The 18,307-nt window shown below is 39.4% G+C and carries 17 protein-coding genes; 4 read left to right on the forward strand and 13 right to left on the reverse strand.

Translation table 11 applies throughout. The annotated features are described in order from the left end of the window. Positions 1-220: 220 nt before the first annotated feature. Positions 221-1,906 (reverse strand): peptide ABC transporter substrate-binding protein, encoded by a 1,686-nt coding sequence (locus AC4PHI_RS08460; protein ID WP_492199479.1) that lies wholly within the window; start codon positions 1,904-1,906, stop codon positions 221-223. A gap of 143 nt (positions 1,907-2,049) precedes the next feature. Next, positions 2,050-3,177, reverse strand: coding sequence for a tRNA 2-thiouridine(34) synthase MnmA (gene mnmA, locus AC4PHI_RS08465; RefSeq protein WP_492199480.1), 1,128 nt, complete (start codon positions 3,175-3,177; stop codon positions 2,050-2,052). Between the two features lie 224 nt (positions 3,178-3,401). On the opposite strand from mnmA, the gene AC4PHI_RS08470 reads away from it, so the two are divergent. After that, complete coding sequence (locus AC4PHI_RS08470; protein ID WP_492199481.1) at positions 3,402-3,881, forward strand: DUF1307 domain-containing protein; 480 nt, start codon at positions 3,402-3,404, stop codon at positions 3,879-3,881. Between the two features lie 123 nt (positions 3,882-4,004). Here the strand turns inward: AC4PHI_RS08470 and AC4PHI_RS08475 are convergent, their stop codons facing one another. Together AC4PHI_RS08475 and AC4PHI_RS08480 are read right to left on the reverse strand one after the other, a co-directional pair. Further along, positions 4,005-6,446, reverse strand: coding sequence for a glycyl radical protein (locus AC4PHI_RS08475; RefSeq protein ID WP_492199482.1), 2,442 nt, complete (start codon positions 6,444-6,446; stop codon positions 4,005-4,007). 178 nt (positions 6,447-6,624) lie between these two features. Next, on the reverse strand, positions 6,625-6,966 hold the full coding sequence (locus AC4PHI_RS08480; RefSeq protein ID WP_492199483.1) for a cysteine desulfurase: 342 nt from the start codon (positions 6,964-6,966) through the stop codon (positions 6,625-6,627). 263 nt (positions 6,967-7,229) lie between these two features. On the opposite strand from AC4PHI_RS08480, the gene serC reads away from it, so the two are divergent. The 3 genes from serC to AC4PHI_RS08495 are packed head-to-tail and all read left to right on the forward strand — an operon-like array spanning position 7,230 to position 10,767. Further along, positions 7,230-8,318 carry a 3-phosphoserine/phosphohydroxythreonine transaminase gene (serC, locus tag AC4PHI_RS08485; RefSeq protein ID WP_492199484.1) on the forward strand — a complete coding sequence of 363 codons (1,089 nt, stop codon included), beginning with the start codon at positions 7,230-7,232 and terminating at the stop codon, positions 8,316-8,318. Then, positions 8,319-9,509, forward strand: a complete 1,191-nt coding sequence (locus AC4PHI_RS08490; protein WP_492199485.1) for a 3-phosphoglycerate dehydrogenase family protein — start codon at positions 8,319-8,321, stop codon at positions 9,507-9,509. 1 nt (position 9,510) lies between these two features. After that, positions 9,511-10,767, forward strand: a complete 1,257-nt coding sequence (locus tag AC4PHI_RS08495; protein WP_492199486.1) for a DUF1015 domain-containing protein — start codon at positions 9,511-9,513, stop codon at positions 10,765-10,767. 165 nt (positions 10,768-10,932) lie between these two features. Here AC4PHI_RS08495 and AC4PHI_RS08500 read toward each other — a convergent pair whose 3' ends face one another. The 9 genes from AC4PHI_RS08500 to AC4PHI_RS08540 all read right to left on the reverse strand — a co-directional run bounded on the left by AC4PHI_RS08500 (position 10,933) and on the right by AC4PHI_RS08540 (position 18,266). After that, entirely contained in the window at positions 10,933-11,934 is a 1,002-nt protein-coding gene (locus AC4PHI_RS08500; protein WP_492199487.1) for a sulfate/molybdate ABC transporter ATP-binding protein, read from the reverse strand. Continuing rightward, positions 11,931-12,602 carry a molybdate ABC transporter permease subunit gene (gene modB / locus AC4PHI_RS08505; RefSeq protein WP_492199488.1) on the reverse strand — a complete coding sequence of 224 codons (672 nt, stop codon included), beginning with the start codon at positions 12,600-12,602 and terminating at the stop codon, positions 11,931-11,933. Before modB ends, AC4PHI_RS08500 begins: the two co-directional genes overlap by 4 nt. After that, on the reverse strand, positions 12,603-13,448 hold the full coding sequence (gene modA / locus AC4PHI_RS08510) for a molybdate ABC transporter substrate-binding protein (protein ID WP_492199489.1): 846 nt from the start codon (positions 13,446-13,448) through the stop codon (positions 12,603-12,605). A gap of 172 nt (positions 13,449-13,620) precedes the next feature. After that, a complete protein-coding gene (locus tag AC4PHI_RS08515) occupies positions 13,621-14,598 on the reverse strand; it encodes a molybdopterin-binding protein (protein WP_492199490.1) in 978 nt (325 codons plus the stop codon). A gap of 14 nt (positions 14,599-14,612) precedes the next feature. Beyond that, positions 14,613-15,092, reverse strand: coding sequence for a MogA/MoaB family molybdenum cofactor biosynthesis protein (locus tag AC4PHI_RS08520; RefSeq protein ID WP_492199491.1), 480 nt, complete (start codon positions 15,090-15,092; stop codon positions 14,613-14,615). Beyond that, positions 15,079-15,513, reverse strand: a complete 435-nt coding sequence (locus AC4PHI_RS08525; protein ID WP_492201567.1) for an MOSC domain-containing protein — start codon at positions 15,511-15,513, stop codon at positions 15,079-15,081. Before AC4PHI_RS08525 ends, AC4PHI_RS08520 begins: the two co-directional genes overlap by 14 nt. Before the next feature lie 18 nt (positions 15,514-15,531). Next, positions 15,532-16,497, reverse strand: a complete 966-nt coding sequence (gene moaA, locus AC4PHI_RS08530) for a GTP 3',8-cyclase MoaA (RefSeq protein ID WP_492199492.1) — start codon at positions 16,495-16,497, stop codon at positions 15,532-15,534. A gap of 16 nt (positions 16,498-16,513) precedes the next feature. Then, positions 16,514-16,999, reverse strand: coding sequence for a cyclic pyranopterin monophosphate synthase MoaC (moaC, locus tag AC4PHI_RS08535; RefSeq protein WP_492199493.1), 486 nt, complete (start codon positions 16,997-16,999; stop codon positions 16,514-16,516). Between the two features lie 61 nt (positions 17,000-17,060). Next, positions 17,061-18,266 (reverse strand): molybdopterin molybdotransferase MoeA, encoded by a 1,206-nt coding sequence (locus tag AC4PHI_RS08540; protein WP_492201568.1) that lies wholly within the window; start codon positions 18,264-18,266, stop codon positions 17,061-17,063. Positions 18,267-18,307: the final 41 nt, after the last annotated feature.

An 18,307-nucleotide genomic window follows, 5' to 3' on the forward strand; every position in this document is an offset into this window, starting at 1 on the left:
TCACTAGTCCTATTCTAGTCTAATTGAGGATGAAATTCAAATGAATATCATCAAATTTCTATCAAAATCAACGATCTTACCAAAAATATATTCCCCTTTTTTATAATCATTATAAATTGATAGTATTTTTAACACATTAAAAAGACTAGACGAGCCTCCTCGTCTAGTCTAGCTTACTTTCATTTGAGTTGATATAAATCTGCTTTAAAACTCCGTCTTTCTACTCAACTAGGTACATATACTTATATTCGTAAGAAGCACCCGCTGTATGTGCAATCATTCCCTTTAGTTTTGGATTTCTCAAATGTCCTTCTGACATCTGATAAACTGGGATAACAGCCGCGTCATCGTTGATTAGAATTTCTTCCGCATCCAGGAAATTCTGCCAGCGTACTTCTGGATTTGTTGCATTGGTCGTTGCAGCTTCCTCAATCAGCTTATCATAAGCCGGGTTAGAGTATTTGCCGCGGTTATAAGGATTGCCGGTTTTGAATAAATCCATAAATGAGCTTGGATCATTGTAGTCAGCTCCCCAGCCAGTCACGACAAAGTCAAAGTCCCCTTTATTGGTACGGTCCAGACGAATCGGCTTGGTCACTGCTGTTACAGTCGTTTTGATTCCCAAAACATCTTTAAATGTCCCTTGCAGATACTCAGCGATTTTTTTGGTAGACTCATTATCATCTGTCAAAATATCAAATTCAATAGTGTCTTTACCAATTTCTTTTTTAGCTTTTTCTATGTACTCTTTTGCTTTTGCTTCATCAAACTCTTTTTTAGCTTTCGTGTCTTCGGTAAAATCTTTTCCTGTTTCAGGATTGCTGGAAAGATTTGTCGGCATCAGACCTGTAGCCACAGTAGAACCGTCACCGATAACATTTTCAACAATGGATTCATTATCAACAACTAATGAAATAGCTTTTCTAAGATTCACATTATCAAAAGGAACGGTCTCAGATACTTGATTGAATTCCAAATAGATGGTGCGCCCTTCCTTATCGGTTACGTAATCCTCATTGTCCCGATACTGTTGTGCTAATTCCCCAGTCAAAATAATATCGTCCAGTTCGCCGCCTTCATACATATTGACCCCTGTAGAGGCTTCTTTTACGACCTGAGCTTTGATTTTTTCCATTTTAACCGTGTCTGCATCCCAATAATCTTCATTTTTCACATAGGTCCAGTCAATGTCGGAACCCACACCGTCAAAGTCTTCTAACACGAACGGTCCGTTATAATATGAAGTATCACTGGAACTGGCATATTTATCACCAAATTCTTCCACAGCTTTTTTATTCACAGGGAAGAACGAAGGGAAAGCCAACAATGAATCAAAATAAGGTGTCGCCACGTCAAGCGTAATTTTGACTTCATAATCGCTTAATGATTCGATTCCAAGCTCAGATGGTTCTTTTTCGCCAGCGACCACGTCTTTACCATTTTTCACGGATTCGAACAGATAAGCATATTCGGAAGCTGTAGCCGGGTCTGCGGTTCTTTGCCAGCCGTAAACATAATCATCAGCCACGACAGGATCTCCGTTTGTCCACTTAGCATCTTCTCTAAGTTTGATTGTATAAGTCAACCCATCCTCACTTTTTTCTGCCAGTTCAGCTGCACCGGCCGGAATAATCTGATTGTTCTCATCGATGCGATAAAAACCTTCGTAAAGTTGATTTAAAACGGTAAAACTCAATTTGTCTGTGGCAGTAGAAATATCAATCGAAGCAACTTCTTGCGGAGCTGCAATAGTAATAACTTGTTCCGCTGCCAGTTTTTCTTCACCTGACGGACTGCTCTCTCCTGATTCTGCGGTCTTTTTTCCCCCATCGCCGGAGCAGGCTGCAAAACTTAGTGCTGCAAGACAAAGCAGCGTTAGACCTGCTAACTTCTTTTTAGCATTCATAAACAATATCCCCCTAAATTAAGATATGTTTATATTACGCCATACATTAGTAATTTTCAATCATTTTTTAATCTTTTTTTAATCTAACGAATACTAAACTCTAATCCTACAGAGTAGATTTCAACCTTATATCTATCGATGACTTAAATATACTGCAATACTTTATCTTCCTGATAGGCTAAATCAATTAGCCCGCCGCCTAAACATTCTTCACCATCATAAAAAACAACGGCTTGCCCCGGCGTAATCGCCCGGACCGGCTCGTCAAAAACGACAGTCCCTTTCGTTGGATCGTTTTCATCTAAAGTAACGGTCACTCCCACATCCTGCTGGCGGTAACGGAACTTAGCCGTGCAACTAAAAGTCAATTGTTCCCAGTTTTCTTGAGTAAAATGAATCTCGCTTGCTTCCAAACTCGTAGCGTACAGTTTAGGGTGATGAAATCCTTGCCCTACAATCAAGGTGTTCGTGGCTAATTCTTTACCGATGACAAACCACGGTTCATTAGATTCTCCACCGCCGCCAATCCCTAATCCTTGACGTTGACCAATCGTATAGTACATCAAGCCGGCATGTTCTCCTTTAACCTCTCCGTCCTCTGTCACCATTTTTCCGGGGGACGCAGGCAGATACTGACTTAAAAATTGTTTGAAATTTTTTTCTCCGATAAAACAAATTCCTGTTGAATCTTTTTTCTTAGCCGTAGCCAAACCGGCTCTTTCGGCAATCTTACGCACTTCTGATTTTTTCAAATGACCTAAAGGGAACATTGTCTTAGCCAATTGCTCTTGAGACAGTTGATTTAAAAAATAAGTCTGGTCTTTCGAGTCGTCCACTCCTCTGAGTAAATGGGAATTTCCTTCCTCGTCTCGAACCACACGTGCATAGTGTCCAGTTGCCACATAATCTGCACCAAGATCTAGTGCATAATCCAAAAATGCTTTGAACTTTATTTCTTTGTTGCACATCACATCCGGATTTGGCGTGCGCCCCAACCGATATTCTGAAAGAAAATATTCAAAAACCCGCTGCCAATACTCTTTTTCAAAATTTACTGAATAATAAGGGATACCGATTTGGTTCGCAACTTTAGCAACGTCTTTGTAATCCTCCGTCGCCGTACAAACGCCGCTTTCATCCGTATCATCCCAGTTCTTCATAAAAACTCCTACAACATCATACCCCTGCTCTTTTAATAAAAGAGCAGTCACAGAGGAATCCACTCCTCCGCTCATGCCGACAACCACTCTAATGTGACTGTTGTCTGCCATGTAATCACCATCATTTCTAACTAGATTCTGAAAATTATCTACGATTTGAAGGTCGGAAATTTCAGTGTTTCTATTATATACTTTTCCCGACAGAATTTCATCTATCCGAAATCATCTGTGAAGCCTAAAAATTATTCTATTATGAAATAGAAAAAAATTACTGATATTTTGATATGCTTTATCATTCTGTGTTACAATTTCATTGATTTAAAAGGAGGATACCAGTGAAAAAGATACTAAATTTCTGTATGCTGATATTTTTATGTGTACTCATCACCGCTTGCTCGTCTAAGAAAACAGCGACATATCAACAAGCAGTCGATGGTTCAGATGTTCAGGTCATCCTCACTATTGAAAAAGATTATGTGTATCAGCAGGAACAAATCACCCGGACATCTTTTGAGAGACTGGAAGAACTTGCAGGGATCGAAAAATTATCAGCTGCAGACTTGACCAGTTTAAAAAAAGACATGGTGAAAAAGAATGAAATCCTAGATGGATTAGATGGGGTCAGCTATCAAATCAGTTTTGAAGATGAACATCTCGTTGAAACGATCCAACTGGATTACCAAAGAGTTAACTTGAATGCTTTGGCATCAGTCAAAGACCTCAATTTTAAACACCCTCATTCCGGGGACGATTATATCAGTGCAAAAGCTGCGGATAAGCAATTACGCAAAAACGGATTCAAATTAGTAGAGTAACATCAAAAATTTTATTTTCAAAAATAAACGAGAAAGACTCCTAAAGTCAGATTTTTAATCTAACTTCAGGAGTTTTATAAATTCTAACGCAAGGCATGACTACCCACAAATTGCAAACTGTCACTATAGAACATGTTCTGTTCGTTCGATAATGTCGTCTTGTGTTGCTTTTGATAAGACATTGAAGAAAGCTGAGTATCCAGCGACGCGAACGATTAGATCACGGTGTTTTTCAGGATGCTTTTGGGCATCAATCAGAGTTTCTCTTGACACGACATTATATTGGATATGGTAACCATGAAGCTTATTGAAGAAAGCACGAAGCAGCATAATCAATTTTTGCTTGTCTTCTTCTTTTGCCAATGTTTGCGGATTGACTTTTTGATTCAGCAACACTCCGCCGATGATTTCCTCTGTTCTTAATTTGGAAACAGATTTCAGTACAGAAGTCGGTCCATTTTTATCCATATTATGAGAAGGAGAGCACCCTTCTGCTAGCGGTACCCAGGCATTACGACCGTCCGGCGTGGCCATAGTTCCTTTTCCTTGCCCAACGTTGGCAGAAATCGATGATGTTCCTGAGTAACGTTTTCCGCCGATAGGGCCCCGGCCAAAACGAGTATTTGGATATTTTTTGACTTCTTCGATATAACTATCATAAGCTTCAGTGACTAGCTGATCCACGTAATCATCATCATTTCCGTATTTAGGAACATCGTTAAGGATCATCTGTTGAATTTCCTTGCTGCGGTCGCTGGCGTAATCCGTCATCAGCGCTTCCCACAGTTCTTCAGGGGTAAATTTTTCTTCTTCAAAAACGAGTTTTTTGATTGCTGCCAACGAGTCAGCCAAGTTGGCGATACCCACTTGAAGTCCAGAAATAAAATCATAAACGGCTCCGCCTTCTTTTAGCGTCTTCCCGCGTCCGATACAATCTTCTGTCAATGCAGAACATAAAATATCCGGTACTTCCCGTTCCAGTCCTAAATCGATAGCATTTTCGACAATCACGCTCATTCTTGTCAACTCACGCACTGTCTTATCCCAAGCGTCTTGAAGTTCTTCAAAAGAGTTCATCTCTTTGAAATGACCATAACCTTTTGCAAAACGCTTGCCCGATACCGGATCAATACCGTCATTCATGGCAATCATCAAAATCTTAGGAAAGTTCATATAACTCATGCCAGTACAACGGTAACCCCATTTTCCAGGGACGGCAGTTTCCACACAGCCGATGGCACTGTAATCATAAGCATCTTCTTCTAACACTCCGATATTTTTGAATGATGGGATAATAATCTCATCATTATTGAAGGCAGGCATACCAAAACCTAATTTCATCACTTCAATACATTCATTCATAAATTGATTGTCCAGTCCTGAATGATAGCGGACGGTCAAATTGGGTTGAGGCAATTTAGTTTGAGCCACACTCTGCAGCACAAGATAGGACAATTGATTGACCGCATCTTTTTTGTCCCGTGTTTGTCCGCCAATTGTCACATTCTGATAGAGTGGACTGCCGGCACTGCTGAAGGTGTGAGCCTGACTGCGTACCTTATTAATCGTCAGTGTTTTGATCCATAGGTTTGTCAACAACTCGACAGCTTTATCCTCAGTGATATTTCCACTGTCTAAATCAGATTTTAAATAAGGATACATATACTGGTCAAAGCGACCGTAAGAAAGTGAATGGCCATTGGATTCAATTTGTAAAATTAATTGGATGAACCAAACAGATTGCACGGCTTCTAAGAACGTTTCAGCCGGCTGGTTAGGAACTTTGCCGCAAACCCGACTGATTTTCAACAATTCGGCTTTTCTTTCAGGAGTTGCTGTTTCGGCCATCTCAGCGGCTAATTTTGAATAACGTTCAGCAAAAGTTTTAACTGCATCAAGGACAATCAAAATAGCATTATAAAATTGATATTTATCAATACTTTCAGGTTCTGTCAAATCCAGATTGGCTTTTTCTGCCAATGTCCGCTGTCTATAACCTTCCAAACCTACCTCAAGTACAGTTCTATAATCGACGGCCAAGTGGGCATCTCCGGAATTCATTTTCCCTTCCATGCCGAAGAATCCCGTTTCCATAAACACAGAGACTTCCTCTGGCAACAATGCACCGGCTTTTGCTCGCAAGTTATTATTTTCCCAAAACGGTGCAATCGAACGTAAATCTTCTTTTGTTTGCTCAGTAATATAGAAGACATCCCCATCACGCTTTTCAAATAAATCTAACTCGTTCAAAACAAATTCCAAAGTGTATTCAGGAAAAATCGGAGCATCTTTGTTGGAAGCGGCTTGATTCCCTACAATCATTGTTTCATCTTCGATATAGATGGACATTTTTTCTAAGATATTTTTCAGCATCAAGGCACGTTTCATCACATTTGGTTGATTTTGATGCTCTTTGTAAGCTTCGGTAGCTAATAAAGCACGTTCCGCACAGATATAAGGTTTTTTATTCAGCACTGACTCACGATATTCGTTCATACGATTGGTTAGGCGTCCAAAATATGGTTCATTTGCCATACTTTTTCTTTCTTTGATTTGAATACTCATCATCTTTCCTCCTGTTTTTCGTTCGCAAACAATTATTGTTTCTTTCGTAATTATATTACCATGTTTAAGTAGCTAAAGTCAATATTATATACACGTTTTAAAATAAAAAAAGCAAAACACATTTTCACAAACATGTTTTGCTTAGATAATTTCCAACTTTAAATTTTAACTCTTGATTTTATTCTACAATATCAAAACAGCCTCTTTTAACCATTTCCGACAAAATAAAATCAAAGTTTTGTTGTAATTCTTTAAATGAATCATCTTCGAAAATATTGATTTGACGTAAACCGTTGGGCGTAGTTACACTCATCTTCAATGTTTTCAAATCTTTTGCCACCGTGATTTTCAAACGAGGACCAGATTTACTTACTGTCATATCTAGAGGACGATCATATTGTAAATTGCCCTGCTTCGTTTCAACAAAGCCTAAATCTCTAAACGTATATCTTTTTGCCTGATCACTCATTTTATATTGTACAGAGGATCCACTTACTGTTGACACTTGATCGAATGCCATTTTCTCCACACTCCTATCATCTTTCTGTTCTCTTTCTCATTATAGTAAAAAAAGGCGCATAACTCTAGTATCTTTTGTTTTCTTATGCTATAAAAAAATATTAAACACTTTTAATCATTTTAATCTTTTTTTAATCTTATAATTTTGATATAATGGAAAACATTACCCATAGCTCTAATTTATCTCAAATTGTTTTTTCTTGGGACATATCCAGGTTACGGGAATGATTTCATTATTTTAGTATTAAAAGGAGAGAAGAATGAATGGCAAAAACTTATAATTTTTCAGCAGGGCCGGCAGTGTTGCCGCAAGAAGTTTTGGAAAAAGCACAGTCAGAGTTTCTTAATTATCAAGGAAGCGGTATGTCCGTGATGGAAATGAGTCACCGTTCCTCCATTTTTGAAAATATATTAGAAGACGCAAAAAAAGCGTTAAGGCAACTGATGAACATCCCGGAAAATTATCATCTTTTATTTTTACAAGGTGGTGCCAGTCTGCAATTTACCATGATCCCGCTGAACATCGCGCAAAACCAAACAGCCTATTACGTGGACACAGGCAGCTGGTCAACAAAAGCTATCAGCGAGGCAAAAAAAGTGCCAAACGTTACAGTCAATAAACTGGCAAGCAGTGAAGATAAAAATTTCAGCTATATTCCGCAAGTTGACACAAGTTCAGTTCCAGAAACTGCGGCTTATGTCCACATCACAACTAACAATACTATAGAAGGAACGAGCTTCCATACACTGCCGAACTTTAAAAATATCCCCTTAGTCGCAGATATGTCGTCAAATATTTTGTCTAATGACTACGATATCAATGATTTTGGGTTGATCTATGCAGGTGCCCAAAAAAATATCGGTCCGGCAGGGCTCACTTTAGTAATTATCCGTGATGATTTATTGAAAGATCACACCAATATCAGCAACATGTTGGATTACCGTATCCATGTAAAAAATAATTCTCTCTACAACACACCTAATACGTTTGGTATTTACATGGCTAAGTTAGGCTTTGAATGGCTGCTTGGAAAGGGAGGAATTCCTGAAATAGTCAAAGAGAACAAAGAAAAATCAGGACTGCTCTATGATTTTATCGATCAATCTAAACTCTTTACTTCTCCGGTTGACCCGAAAGACCGCTCCATTAATAATATTCCTTTCTTGACTGGCGATAAAAAACTGGATGCTGAATTTGTCAGTGAAGCAGAGGCGTTGGGCTTGGTAAACATCAAAGGACACCGCTCAGTAGGAGGCATGCGTGCCAGTCTTTACAATGCGTTCCCTATGGAAGGTGTAAAAAAACTGGTAGACTTTATGGAAACATTCGAAAAAGAACACGGAGGAAAATAAATGGCTTTTGATATTCAAATCTTTAACAATATTGCTGAAGAAGGATTAAGACAATTCGACAGTGCACGTTACACTCTTAACGAGACAGACAATCCTGATGCTATCTTACTGAGAAGTAAAAAATTGCACGACATGACATTCTCTGAACACACGATTGCTGTTTCCCGGGCAGGTGCAGGCACTAATAACATTCCGGTCGAACGTTGTACCAAAGAAGGGATTGTGGTGTTCAACACTCCCGGAGCAAATGCAAATGCAGTAAAAGAACTAGTTTTAGCCAATCTGCTGCTATCCGCCCGTCCGATTTTAAAAAGTGCCCAGTGGGTTCAAACAATCACTGACGATAATGTGGAAGAAATTGTAGAAGCTGAGAAAAAATCATTTGTGGGAACAGAATTGGAAGGAAAAAAACTGGGTGTCATCGGTTTAGGGGCCATCGGAGCGATGGTGGCAAACGATGCTTACCGTTTGGGAATGGAAGTCATGGGTTACGACCCTTACGTCTCCGTAGATACCGCGTGGAATATTTCTCGGCGTGTCAAGCGTGTGACTAATCTTGATGAATTGCTGGCAGCTTCTGACTATATCAGTCTTCACGTTCCTTTAATGGAGAAAACACATCACTTGATTTCAACTGAAGAACTTAAAAAAATGTCTCCTGCTGCTGTCCTGTTGAATTTCTCCAGAGGGGAATTAGTGGATAACGATGCTGTTTTACAGGCATTGGCTGAGGATGAAATTGCCGGATACATCACTGATTTTGCAGAAAAAAGTTTGCTGGGTCATGAAAAAATCACAGTTCTGCCACATTTGGGTGCCTCTACTGAAGAAGCTGAAATCAATTGTGCCAGAATGGCTGTCAGAACGTTGAAAAATTATTTAGAAACCGGCAATATCAAACGTTCAGTTAACTTCCCAACAGTGGAAATGAGTTTTAATACCGAATTTCGTTTGGCTGTCTTTCACGAAAATGTCCCCAATATGATCGGTGCGATTTCTAACATTATTGCTGATTCAAAATACAATATCGATAATCTAAGCAACCGCAGCCGGGGAGATATCGCCTACACACTGATTGATTTAGACCGTGTCACTGAGGAACAGGTACTGGCGTTGGCTGAACAATTAAAGACACTTTCTCACGTGATTCGCGTACGACACATCAAAAATCTGCAGCGAAAGGATTATTAAAATGGTCGTCATTAAACCTTTTAAGGGGATTCGCCCTGATAAAAAAATAGTTGATAAAGTAGCTTCACTGCCCTATGATGTGCTGGACAGCGAAGAAGCCAGAGAGTTGGCTTCGGACAATCCCTATTCTTACCTGCATATTGATAAAGCGGAGATTGATTTGCCGACTGATATTTCACCCTATGATGAGCAAGTCTATTTGCAGGCAAAAAATAATTTGCAGCACTTTCTAACGCAAGGGTGGCTGATGAAAGAAGCCCAAGACAGTTACTACCTTTATGAACTGACTATGAATGGCAAAAGCCAGACTGGAATCGTTGCATGCACCTCTATTCAAGAATATATGGATGGGGCAATTAAGAAGCACGAATTTACCCGGCATGAAAAGGAATTGGACCGTATCCGTCATGTGAGAACTTGCGATGCCAACACCAGCCCGATTTTTCTTGCTTACCGCGGAAAAGAAACAATCAGCGATATTATTAGTGATTGGAAAAAAGAACACGATCCTATCTATGATTTTACAAGTTTTTACGACACTGGCCACCGAGTTTGGCTGGTGGATGATTACGCCACGATTCAACAATTAGAAAATATATTTGCCAAAGATGTGGACAGTCTTTATATTGCAGATGGCCATCACCGTACCGAATCAGCTGTAAAAGTCGGAATGGAGAAACGAAATGAGTTTCCCCAAGCCACAGCGGAAGCTGAATTCAATTATTTTCTGTCGGTCATCTTTCCAGAGGAAGAATTAACGATTTATGATTACAATAGAGTTCTCAATGTTGATATTCCGGAGAATTTTTTGGAACTTTTAGAAAAAGATTTTATTGTGGAAAAAGCGGGAACACAACCATACAAGCCTGAAGAAAAACTTAATTTTGGGATGTACTTTGGTAATTCTTGGTACCATCTAAAGGCAAAACCTTCCCAAAAAGATGTTCCTGTCATTGAAAAACTTGATGTTTCTGTTTTGCAAAAGGCTGTCTTTGAGAAAATTTTTGATATCACTGATATCCGTACAGATGACCGAATTGATTTTGTGGGCGGCATTCGCGGTCTGGAAGAGTTAGAGAAGTTGGTATCAAGTGAGGAATTCAATTTAGCCTTCTCCCTTTATCCTACTTCAATGACAGAACTGCTGGAAATTGCTGATGAGGGAGAAATCATGCCGCCGAAATCTACTTGGTTTGAGCCAAAACTTTTAAGCGGATTGTTCCTGCATGATTTAGAAACAGAGAAACTGGCCGATTGAAAATCAGCTGCTGAGTAATTATCTGAAAATTAAACTAACCCCGATGAAATGCATTTAACTGCATTTTATCGGGGTTCTTTTCTCTAAATAAGTCTAGTCAGTCATTCCTTAGTTGGTAGAATAGAGTTTATATCGATTTTCTTTTGCTGTTTCGTACAGAGTTATCTATCTCAACAGCATGATCGCATCTGGCTTTACTGAAAAAAAACGAATGGAAGACGGAGCGGCAGTTTTATTCCCTTTCCACCAAATCCTGTCTCCGCCATGGCTAAACCAAGCACTTTGTTCGAAAGGAGATTCCTGTCTTTCTATATATTCTATCTCAACTTGGTTCTCACCTTCAACTTCTGCTAAAAAATCTCGCGCCCTGATACCAATATGAGTAATCTCCTCTGAAATTTTTTTATCGGTGGTAAAAACTTCTGACCAGCCTTTCACTCTCAACTGATGGGAAGCGAGTTTGTCGATTGGAAAAATATTTTTACAACCTGTCAGCTTTGCTGCTTGGATAGTAACAGGATTTTTAAAAATTTCTTTAGTCTCTCCCATCACAACTTCCTTGTCTGTCATGATGGAAATTTTGGGACATAAGCGGTAAAGCTCATCTAAACTATGACTAACAATCAACACATTACGCTCTTCATGGCTCATCAGCTTTTGAAGTTGCAATAGCAAACCTTCTTTCAACGGTGCATCCAACGCCGAAAAAGGTTCGTCAAACAACAATAAATCTGGATTTGAAGCCATCAGCCTAGCCATTGCAACACGTTGCTTTTGCCCCCCTGACAAGTGCCGAGGATAACACCTCTCTAACCCTTCTAATTGAAATGTTTTCAGAAATTCAGTTACTTTAGATTGATTTTCAGCAGCACATTCTATATTCTGCTTCACTGTAAAATGTGGAAAAAGTGCATACTGCTGAAACATTAACCCCACACTTCGTTTTTGAGGAGGCAAGTTGACTCCTTTTTCCTTATCGAAAAGAATCTTGTCCCCTAGTTGAATTATGCCTTTGTCAGGAGATTCTATCCCGGCAATACACTTTAGCAGCATACTTTTTCCGCACCCGGAAGCACCAAGAACCCCCATGGTTTCAGAGTCAATAGAGAAACGAATCCGTAAATCATTGTGACGCATTTTTTTCTCAATATCTACTTTTAATCTCATAATGCTTTCCTTCGCGACTTTATACTTAATATTTCAATCAAAAAGAGAATCAGCAAACAGATAACAAGGATGATTGTGACATAAATTTTAGCTAATGACCAATCCCCGCTTGCCACAGCAGAATAGATTGCTAGCGGCAAAGTGCGTGTTTTTCCTGTTATGTTGCCTGCCAGCATCGTTGTGGCTCCAAACTCGCCCAGCCCTCTGGCAAAAGCCAGCACCCCGCCAGTCATCAACCCATTAGCAGCTAAGGGCAGTTCGATTTTCAAAAATATTTTTTTTCTTGAAAAACCTAAAGTTTGGGCAACAGAAATATAATCAGAATCCACCTGTTCAAAAGCAGTCAAAGCAGAGCGATACATCAAGGGAAAAGAAACAGCAACTGCGGCAATGACAGTCGCACTCCAAGAAAATGCCACTTTTACTGCGAAAAATTCGATCAAAAATTTCCCGAAAGGTTGAGTCACTCCAAATATTTCTAATAAGAAAAAACCGAAAACAGTTGGCGGTAATACCAAAGGCAAAGTAAACAAACCGTTTATCAGCATTTTTAAAACGGGTCGTCTGATTTGAAATACCAGATAAGCAGCCAATGTTCCTATGAAAAATGTAAAAAAAATCGCCATCGTACTTGTTTTTAAAGAAAGTATAATTGGACTCAAATCCATCTACTTCACCTGCTCATTTATAATAAAGCCAGCTGCTTCAAATGCTTTCCACGCCTCTTCTGTTTGTAAAAATTTGATGAACACCTCTGACAACTTTTTATTTTTAGTAGTTTCTACAATCCCTACCGGATAGATAATCGGTTCATCCAGTGTACCTTTCGGCAGATTTGCAACCACCTTCACTTGATTATTTGAAGCTGCATCGGTAGCATAGACCAGACCTGCTTCAGCACTTTCTGCTGCCACCCAGTTTAAAACCTCGGTCACGTTAGTTCCTAAACTAGCATGTCCTTTAACGTAGTTCCAATCACCAAGAATCTTTAATGCTTTCTCCGCATATTGCCCCGCCGGAACACTGGCAGGATCGCCAATCGCAATACTATCTGCTTTGGTCAAATCAGAAAAATTTTCCCATTCTTTATCTGAAGATGCGGGAATAATCATAACTAATTCATTGCACAGCAAAGGAATCACGCTTTTTTCTGCTATTAGGTTTTGTTCTATCAAATTATCCATTTGAGTTGTAGCAGCAGAAAAAAAGATATCTGCTTCTAATCCTTTTTCAATTTGGGACTGCAATTTCCCTGAGCTGTCATAGGTACAATCCACCGATACACCCTTATGCTCTTTTTCAAACATGGGAATCAATTCCTTTTCAAAAACCTTTTCCAAGCTTGCAGCAGCAGCTATCAGCATTGTTTGTTCCACAACAGAATCGTCACTATCGGAGCGGCTTCCGGCAGACTGATTATTTTTTTCTTGTGTTTTATTTCCTCCGGCGCATGCAAATAAAATAATGTTAAATAGTGCCAAGATTAGTAAAAATCTGAAAGTTTTTTTCCTCATGAGTCATTCCTTTTAAATTTAATTTTACCTGATTAACAATTTTATTTTTGACCCTCATCATTTTTCCCATTGATTTTTGGAAATCTGAAAAATTGCCACTTCATATCTGACGTTGTACTTCGAAAAGATAACGTGTTGATAAATAAATCTAATTTTTTGCTATTTAATTAAACTATATTAAATAGCCGCCGTAACCTAAGGAGGCTATTTCGCGGGAACTTATCGGGTCTCCTGCCATTAAGCGCGGCAACAGCAAGTCGAAAACTGTTCGATCTGAAAACATAACACCACCTGGCAAGCCTAAAATCGGTTTTCCTTGCAGATAAGCCAACATCAGCATTGAGCCTGGTAAAACCGGAGTTCCATGGGTGATAATATCTGCACCTGTTTGTTTTATTCCAAGAGGTGTCCGGTCATCAGGATCCACACTCATGCCGCCGGTACAAAAAATAATTTCTGCCCCTTGGCTTAGCATCTTATTGATGGCTGAGGTGATTGAGTCTGGTTTATCATCAGTGATTTGATGCCAACAAACATCCACTAAGGGATAATCTGCCAATTTATCTTTCACAACTGGAGTAAATGTATCCTTGATTAACCCGCCAAATACTTCGCTCCCTGTAGTAACGATGCCTGCTTTCATTTTTTTGAAAGGGAGCAACTTTAAAATAGGCTCGCCATCAGCTAATTTTTCAGCCTCCATTAATCTTTCTTCTGCTATTCGCAAGGGTATAATTCTCGTGCCTGCAACTTTCTGTCCTTTAACCACTCTCTGGTCACTGCAAATCGTCGCAACGGCAACATCTTGGATACGATTCATTTGCAGTAATTTTTGCTGATCCACTTTCAACAAACCATCCACATTGGCTATTGCTTCAATTTTTCCTTCCTTGATCTCTGTCGGAAGCAGATGCTCTTCTGCAATTAATGAATAAAGTATTTTAGCAGCGTCCTCTTCATGAACCCAGCTAGGGTCATCAGACCAGACATATAAAAATTCTTTCCCGATAGAAAGCAGTTCAGGAATATCCTCGGCTGTAACCACATGTCCTTTTGGAAATGCCACACCTTTGAATTCATCTTTTATAATTTTCGTAATGTCTTGACAGAGTGTCAAACCTTCTGCCTCAACTGTTTTAATGACTTTCACAATAAATTCTCCCATCAATGTTCAGTGTTCAAGTCTGTAACGATTTCCAATGCGTGGGGCAGCACAGGTAATAAGTAATTTAAATTTTCTTCCACGGCTTTTGGACTGCCGGGCAGATTAATAATTAGTGTTTGCCCTCTTAAAACTGCTACTCCCCTGCTTAACATCCCGAAAGGAGTTTTTTCCAAACTCATCATTCTCATTCCTTCGCTGATACCGGGAACTTCCTTGTCAGCCACAGCTAAGGTAGCTTCAGGCGTCACATCACGTGAACTTAGTCCAGTTCCGCCAGTTGTCAAAATCAAATCGCATGTTGCACACAGTTTGATCAACTGTTCTTCAAGCATTTTTTGTTCATCTGGCAACAATTCTTCGGCAAGTACAGTAAAATTTTCCGGAAGTATTTTTTTTATCAAAGGACCTGATTCATCCACTCTCTCCCCACGAAATCCTTTATCACTTAATGTGATGATTCCTACTTTAAAAGACCTCAAGAGTATCACCTTTCTTTACATGACCACCCTTCACCACTACAGCAAAAATGCCTTCTCTTGGCATGATGCAATCACCCACACGTGCATAGATTTGACAATGTCGGTGGCATTCTTTCCCGATTTGCGTCACAACAAGTTCTGAATCGCCGATTTTCAATTGGGTACCTACCGGCAGCCGCCGCAAATCAACTCCTGACACAATAATATTTTCACCAAAAGCACCGTTTCCTACATGAGCTCCGCGTTCATTAAACTCGGAAATTTTCTCAAAAGAAAGCAAACTGACTTGCCGATGCCAATTACCGCCATGAGCATCGGATTCAACACCGTATCCTTTGACCAAATTAATTTCTGCCATTTCATATTTTTGAGTACCTCTTTTTTCGCTGATATTAACAGCAATGATTTCTCCACTTGTCATATTTCTTCTCCCCATCTGTTAACCGCCTATCTCTGACATCAATCTTGTTTCTCCCTGTTCTTGCAAAAATCGGTGTCTTTCTGGTTTTTCTTGCACAGCTTGAGCGATTCTCATCAACAACTGCTCCTTGTCTTCTGAACGAACAGCTGTTAAAAGATTGCAGCCATCATCCATATGCAAACATGTTTTTAAATTGCCACTTGCAGTGATTCGAATGCGATTGCAAGTCTCGCAAAAACAATTCTCCAAGGCACTGATAAATCCAATTTTACCCGTAAAGCCTTTTAAACAATGATAAACAGCTGGTCCATTGCCTAATTTTTTATTGTAAGGCATAAGATTTCCAAAATTATCTTCGATGATTTGTTGGACTTCTCTTTGACTTCTGCCTTCACATTGACGCCCCATCCCAATGGGCATCATTTCGATAAAACGAACATGTATCGGATAATCTTTTGCAAGTGAAACAAGCTCACAAATCTCGTTTTCAGATAATTCTTTGCGAGAAACAGTATTGATTTTGATATTTGGTAATCCGGCTTCAATAGCTGTTTTGAGTCCGTTTAAAACTCTAGTCAGCTGACCTACGCGAGTAATCTTATGAAACTCTTCTGGATCTAATGTATCCAAACTTAGATTTAACCCATCCAATCCAACCTCTTTCAGAGCAAAAGCATATTTACTTAAAAGCATCCCGTTAGTAGTCAGTGTTACTTTTTCAATCCCTTTGATTTGTTTGATGCTCTTAATCAACGGGATGATATCTTTTCTAACTAATGGTTCTCCCCCAGTAATTTTAATTTTTTTAACGCCCTCTTCTGCTAGCGTTCTTATTAAAAAAATAATTTCATCAGAACTTAGTAATTGTTCTTCCTTTAAAAAGCACGTACCCACTGCGGGCATACAATAAGTGCATCGCAAATCGCAACGGTCAGTGATAGATAATCTGACATAATCAATTTCTCTACCGAATGAATCTTTCATCGGTTTTAGGCTCCTTTCATCCGTAAAAATTGAAGTCGCCGCTTTTACCGCCTTTTTTTTCAAGCAAATGGATATTTTTGATAATCATTTTTTTATCCAATGCTTTGCACATGTCATAGACAGTCAATAAAGAGACATTTACCCCCATTAGAGCTTCCATCTCCACACCCGTAGCCCCAACCGTCTTCGCCGTGCATTTGACAGCTAACACTTGACTTTCCCGCCACTCAAAATCAACTTCACACTTGGTCAATGATATTAGATGACAAAGAGGGATTGATTCAAAAGTTTTCTTTGCTGCTAAAATACCAGCTATACGAGCCACTTGCAGCACTTCGCCTTTTTTAATTTGATGAGTTTTAATGGCAGTTGCTACTTTCTCATTGACATAAATTTCCCCGTAAGCGGTGGCTGTCCGCTCTGTCGGATTTTTGCCGGATATGTCTACCATTTGGGCCTGACCTTTCTCGTTAATATGTGTTAAATCCCCAGCTGAATCCATCTTGCACCTCTTCACTAGTTATAAAAAAATCACAGTTTAATTTGTTTAGTTTGTTAAAAATCTAGCTGTCTTTCCAATAATATACAGTCACTTTTTCACCTTTTTCAAACTTTCTGTCAGCAGTTTGATCGATCAAACAGTTGCTCTCAAGGAGATTACGGAAAACAGAAGATGGCTGTTTTCCTTTTTTAAAATAAACCAAACCATCTTCTTCATAAGCTTGAATAAATCTTCGCAAATTTGACTTTGGCAAATCCCCGGTCAATATCACTTCTCTTTTCATCAATCCTAACTTAGAACACTGCATAAATTTCGCCAAAACAGCCCAGTAAAATAAATGAAAATTTACCATAGCTGCAAAAGGATTGCCAGATAAGCTTAAAATCAAGCGGTTTTGATATCTGGTTGCCATCACTGGCGTGCCCGGTTTGATTTTGACAAAATGAAAGATTTTTTCCCCACCAAGCCTTCCCATAACTTTGGACAAGTAATCTTTTTCGCCAACGGAAACGCCCCCTGTGGTGATTAAAAGATCCACCTTTTGGATATTTTCCTTGATTTGATCCGCCAGTTCATCAACATCATCAGAACTTATCTCTTGAAAGATTACTTTTCCATTAGTTGATTCGATCAAAGAAGCGAGAGAGTAACCGATACTGTTATATATTTTTCCAAACCCCAATTCAGAACCTAGAGGTTGCAACTCACTGCCTGTTGACAGTATTCCCACCCGCAGAGGAGCTAAAACCTCTACTTCTTTAATTCCTAAACTGGCCAGCACACCTATTCCATGATGTGTCAAATATTGATGTTTGGAAATCACCGTCTGATTTAACTGAATGTCTTCCCCTATTTGTCCATAGTTGCAGCCTGAAGGTATTTCATGATAGACCTCTATCTGATTTTTTCCGCGATTGGTCCATTCCTGCTTGATTACTCCATCAAAGTTTTCTGGAATAGGAGCTCCGGTCATAATCCTGACTGCTGTGCCCTTTTTTCCAGTTGTCTGTTTTGTCACTTCTCCGGCAAAAATCGAATCCGTCACTTGCAGTTTGACCGGACGTTCCGCTGTTGCTCCCAGAGTATCTTCAGAAAAAACCGCATACCCGTCCATCCCAGACCGTGGGAAGCTGGGCACTGGTATATCTGCTGTGATTTTTTTCCCGCAAACACGGCCTGCCCCCTCGGTAATGGGAATTATTTCAGTTTTTCTTTGCTTCAACAAAACTTGACAGGCTTTTTCAACAGCTTCTTCTAATTCAATCATTTTCACTAGATTTCCCTTCTCTCAACTGCAAATGGCTCTGT

The organism is Vagococcus sp. QWL-13 (assembly GCF_058683555.1).

Bases quoted from the DNA above. Each gene is read 5' to 3' on its own strand.
- AC4PHI_RS08495 (WP_492199486.1), top strand. From the start codon at position 9,511: ATGGTCGTCATTAAACCTTTTAAGGGGATTCGCCCTGATAAAAAAATA.
- AC4PHI_RS08475 (WP_492199482.1), bottom strand. From the start codon at position 6,446: ATGAGTATTCAAATCAAAGAAAGAAAAAGTATGGCAAATGAACCATAT.
- mnmA (WP_492199480.1), bottom strand. From the start codon at position 3,177: ATGGCAGACAACAGTCACATTAGAGTGGTTGTCGGCATGAGCGGAGGA.
- moaC (WP_492199493.1), bottom strand. From the start codon at position 16,999: ATGGATTCAGCTGGGGATTTAACACATATTAACGAGAAAGGTCAGGCC.
- AC4PHI_RS08460 (WP_492199479.1), bottom strand. From the start codon at position 1,906: ATGAATGCTAAAAAGAAGTTAGCAGGTCTAACGCTGCTTTGTCTTGCA.
- modA (WP_492199489.1), bottom strand. From the start codon at position 13,448: ATGAGGAAAAAAACTTTCAGATTTTTACTAATCTTGGCACTATTTAAC.
- AC4PHI_RS08490 (WP_492199485.1), top strand. From the start codon at position 8,319: ATGGCTTTTGATATTCAAATCTTTAACAATATTGCTGAAGAAGGATTA.
- AC4PHI_RS08525 (WP_492201567.1), bottom strand. From the start codon at position 15,513: ATGACAAGTGGAGAAATCATTGCTGTTAATATCAGCGAAAAAAGAGGT.
- serC (WP_492199484.1), top strand. From the start codon at position 7,230: ATGGCAAAAACTTATAATTTTTCAGCAGGGCCGGCAGTGTTGCCGCAA.
- AC4PHI_RS08480 (WP_492199483.1), bottom strand. From the start codon at position 6,966: ATGGCATTCGATCAAGTGTCAACAGTAAGTGGATCCTCTGTACAATAT.
- AC4PHI_RS08540 (WP_492201568.1), bottom strand. From the start codon at position 18,266: ATGATTGAATTAGAAGAAGCTGTTGAAAAAGCCTGTCAAGTTTTGTTG.
- moaA (WP_492199492.1), bottom strand. From the start codon at position 16,497: ATGAAAGATTCATTCGGTAGAGAAATTGATTATGTCAGATTATCTATC.
- AC4PHI_RS08500 (WP_492199487.1), bottom strand. From the start codon at position 11,934: ATGAGATTAAAAGTAGATATTGAGAAAAAAATGCGTCACAATGATTTA.
- modB (WP_492199488.1), bottom strand. From the start codon at position 12,602: ATGGATTTGAGTCCAATTATACTTTCTTTAAAAACAAGTACGATGGCG.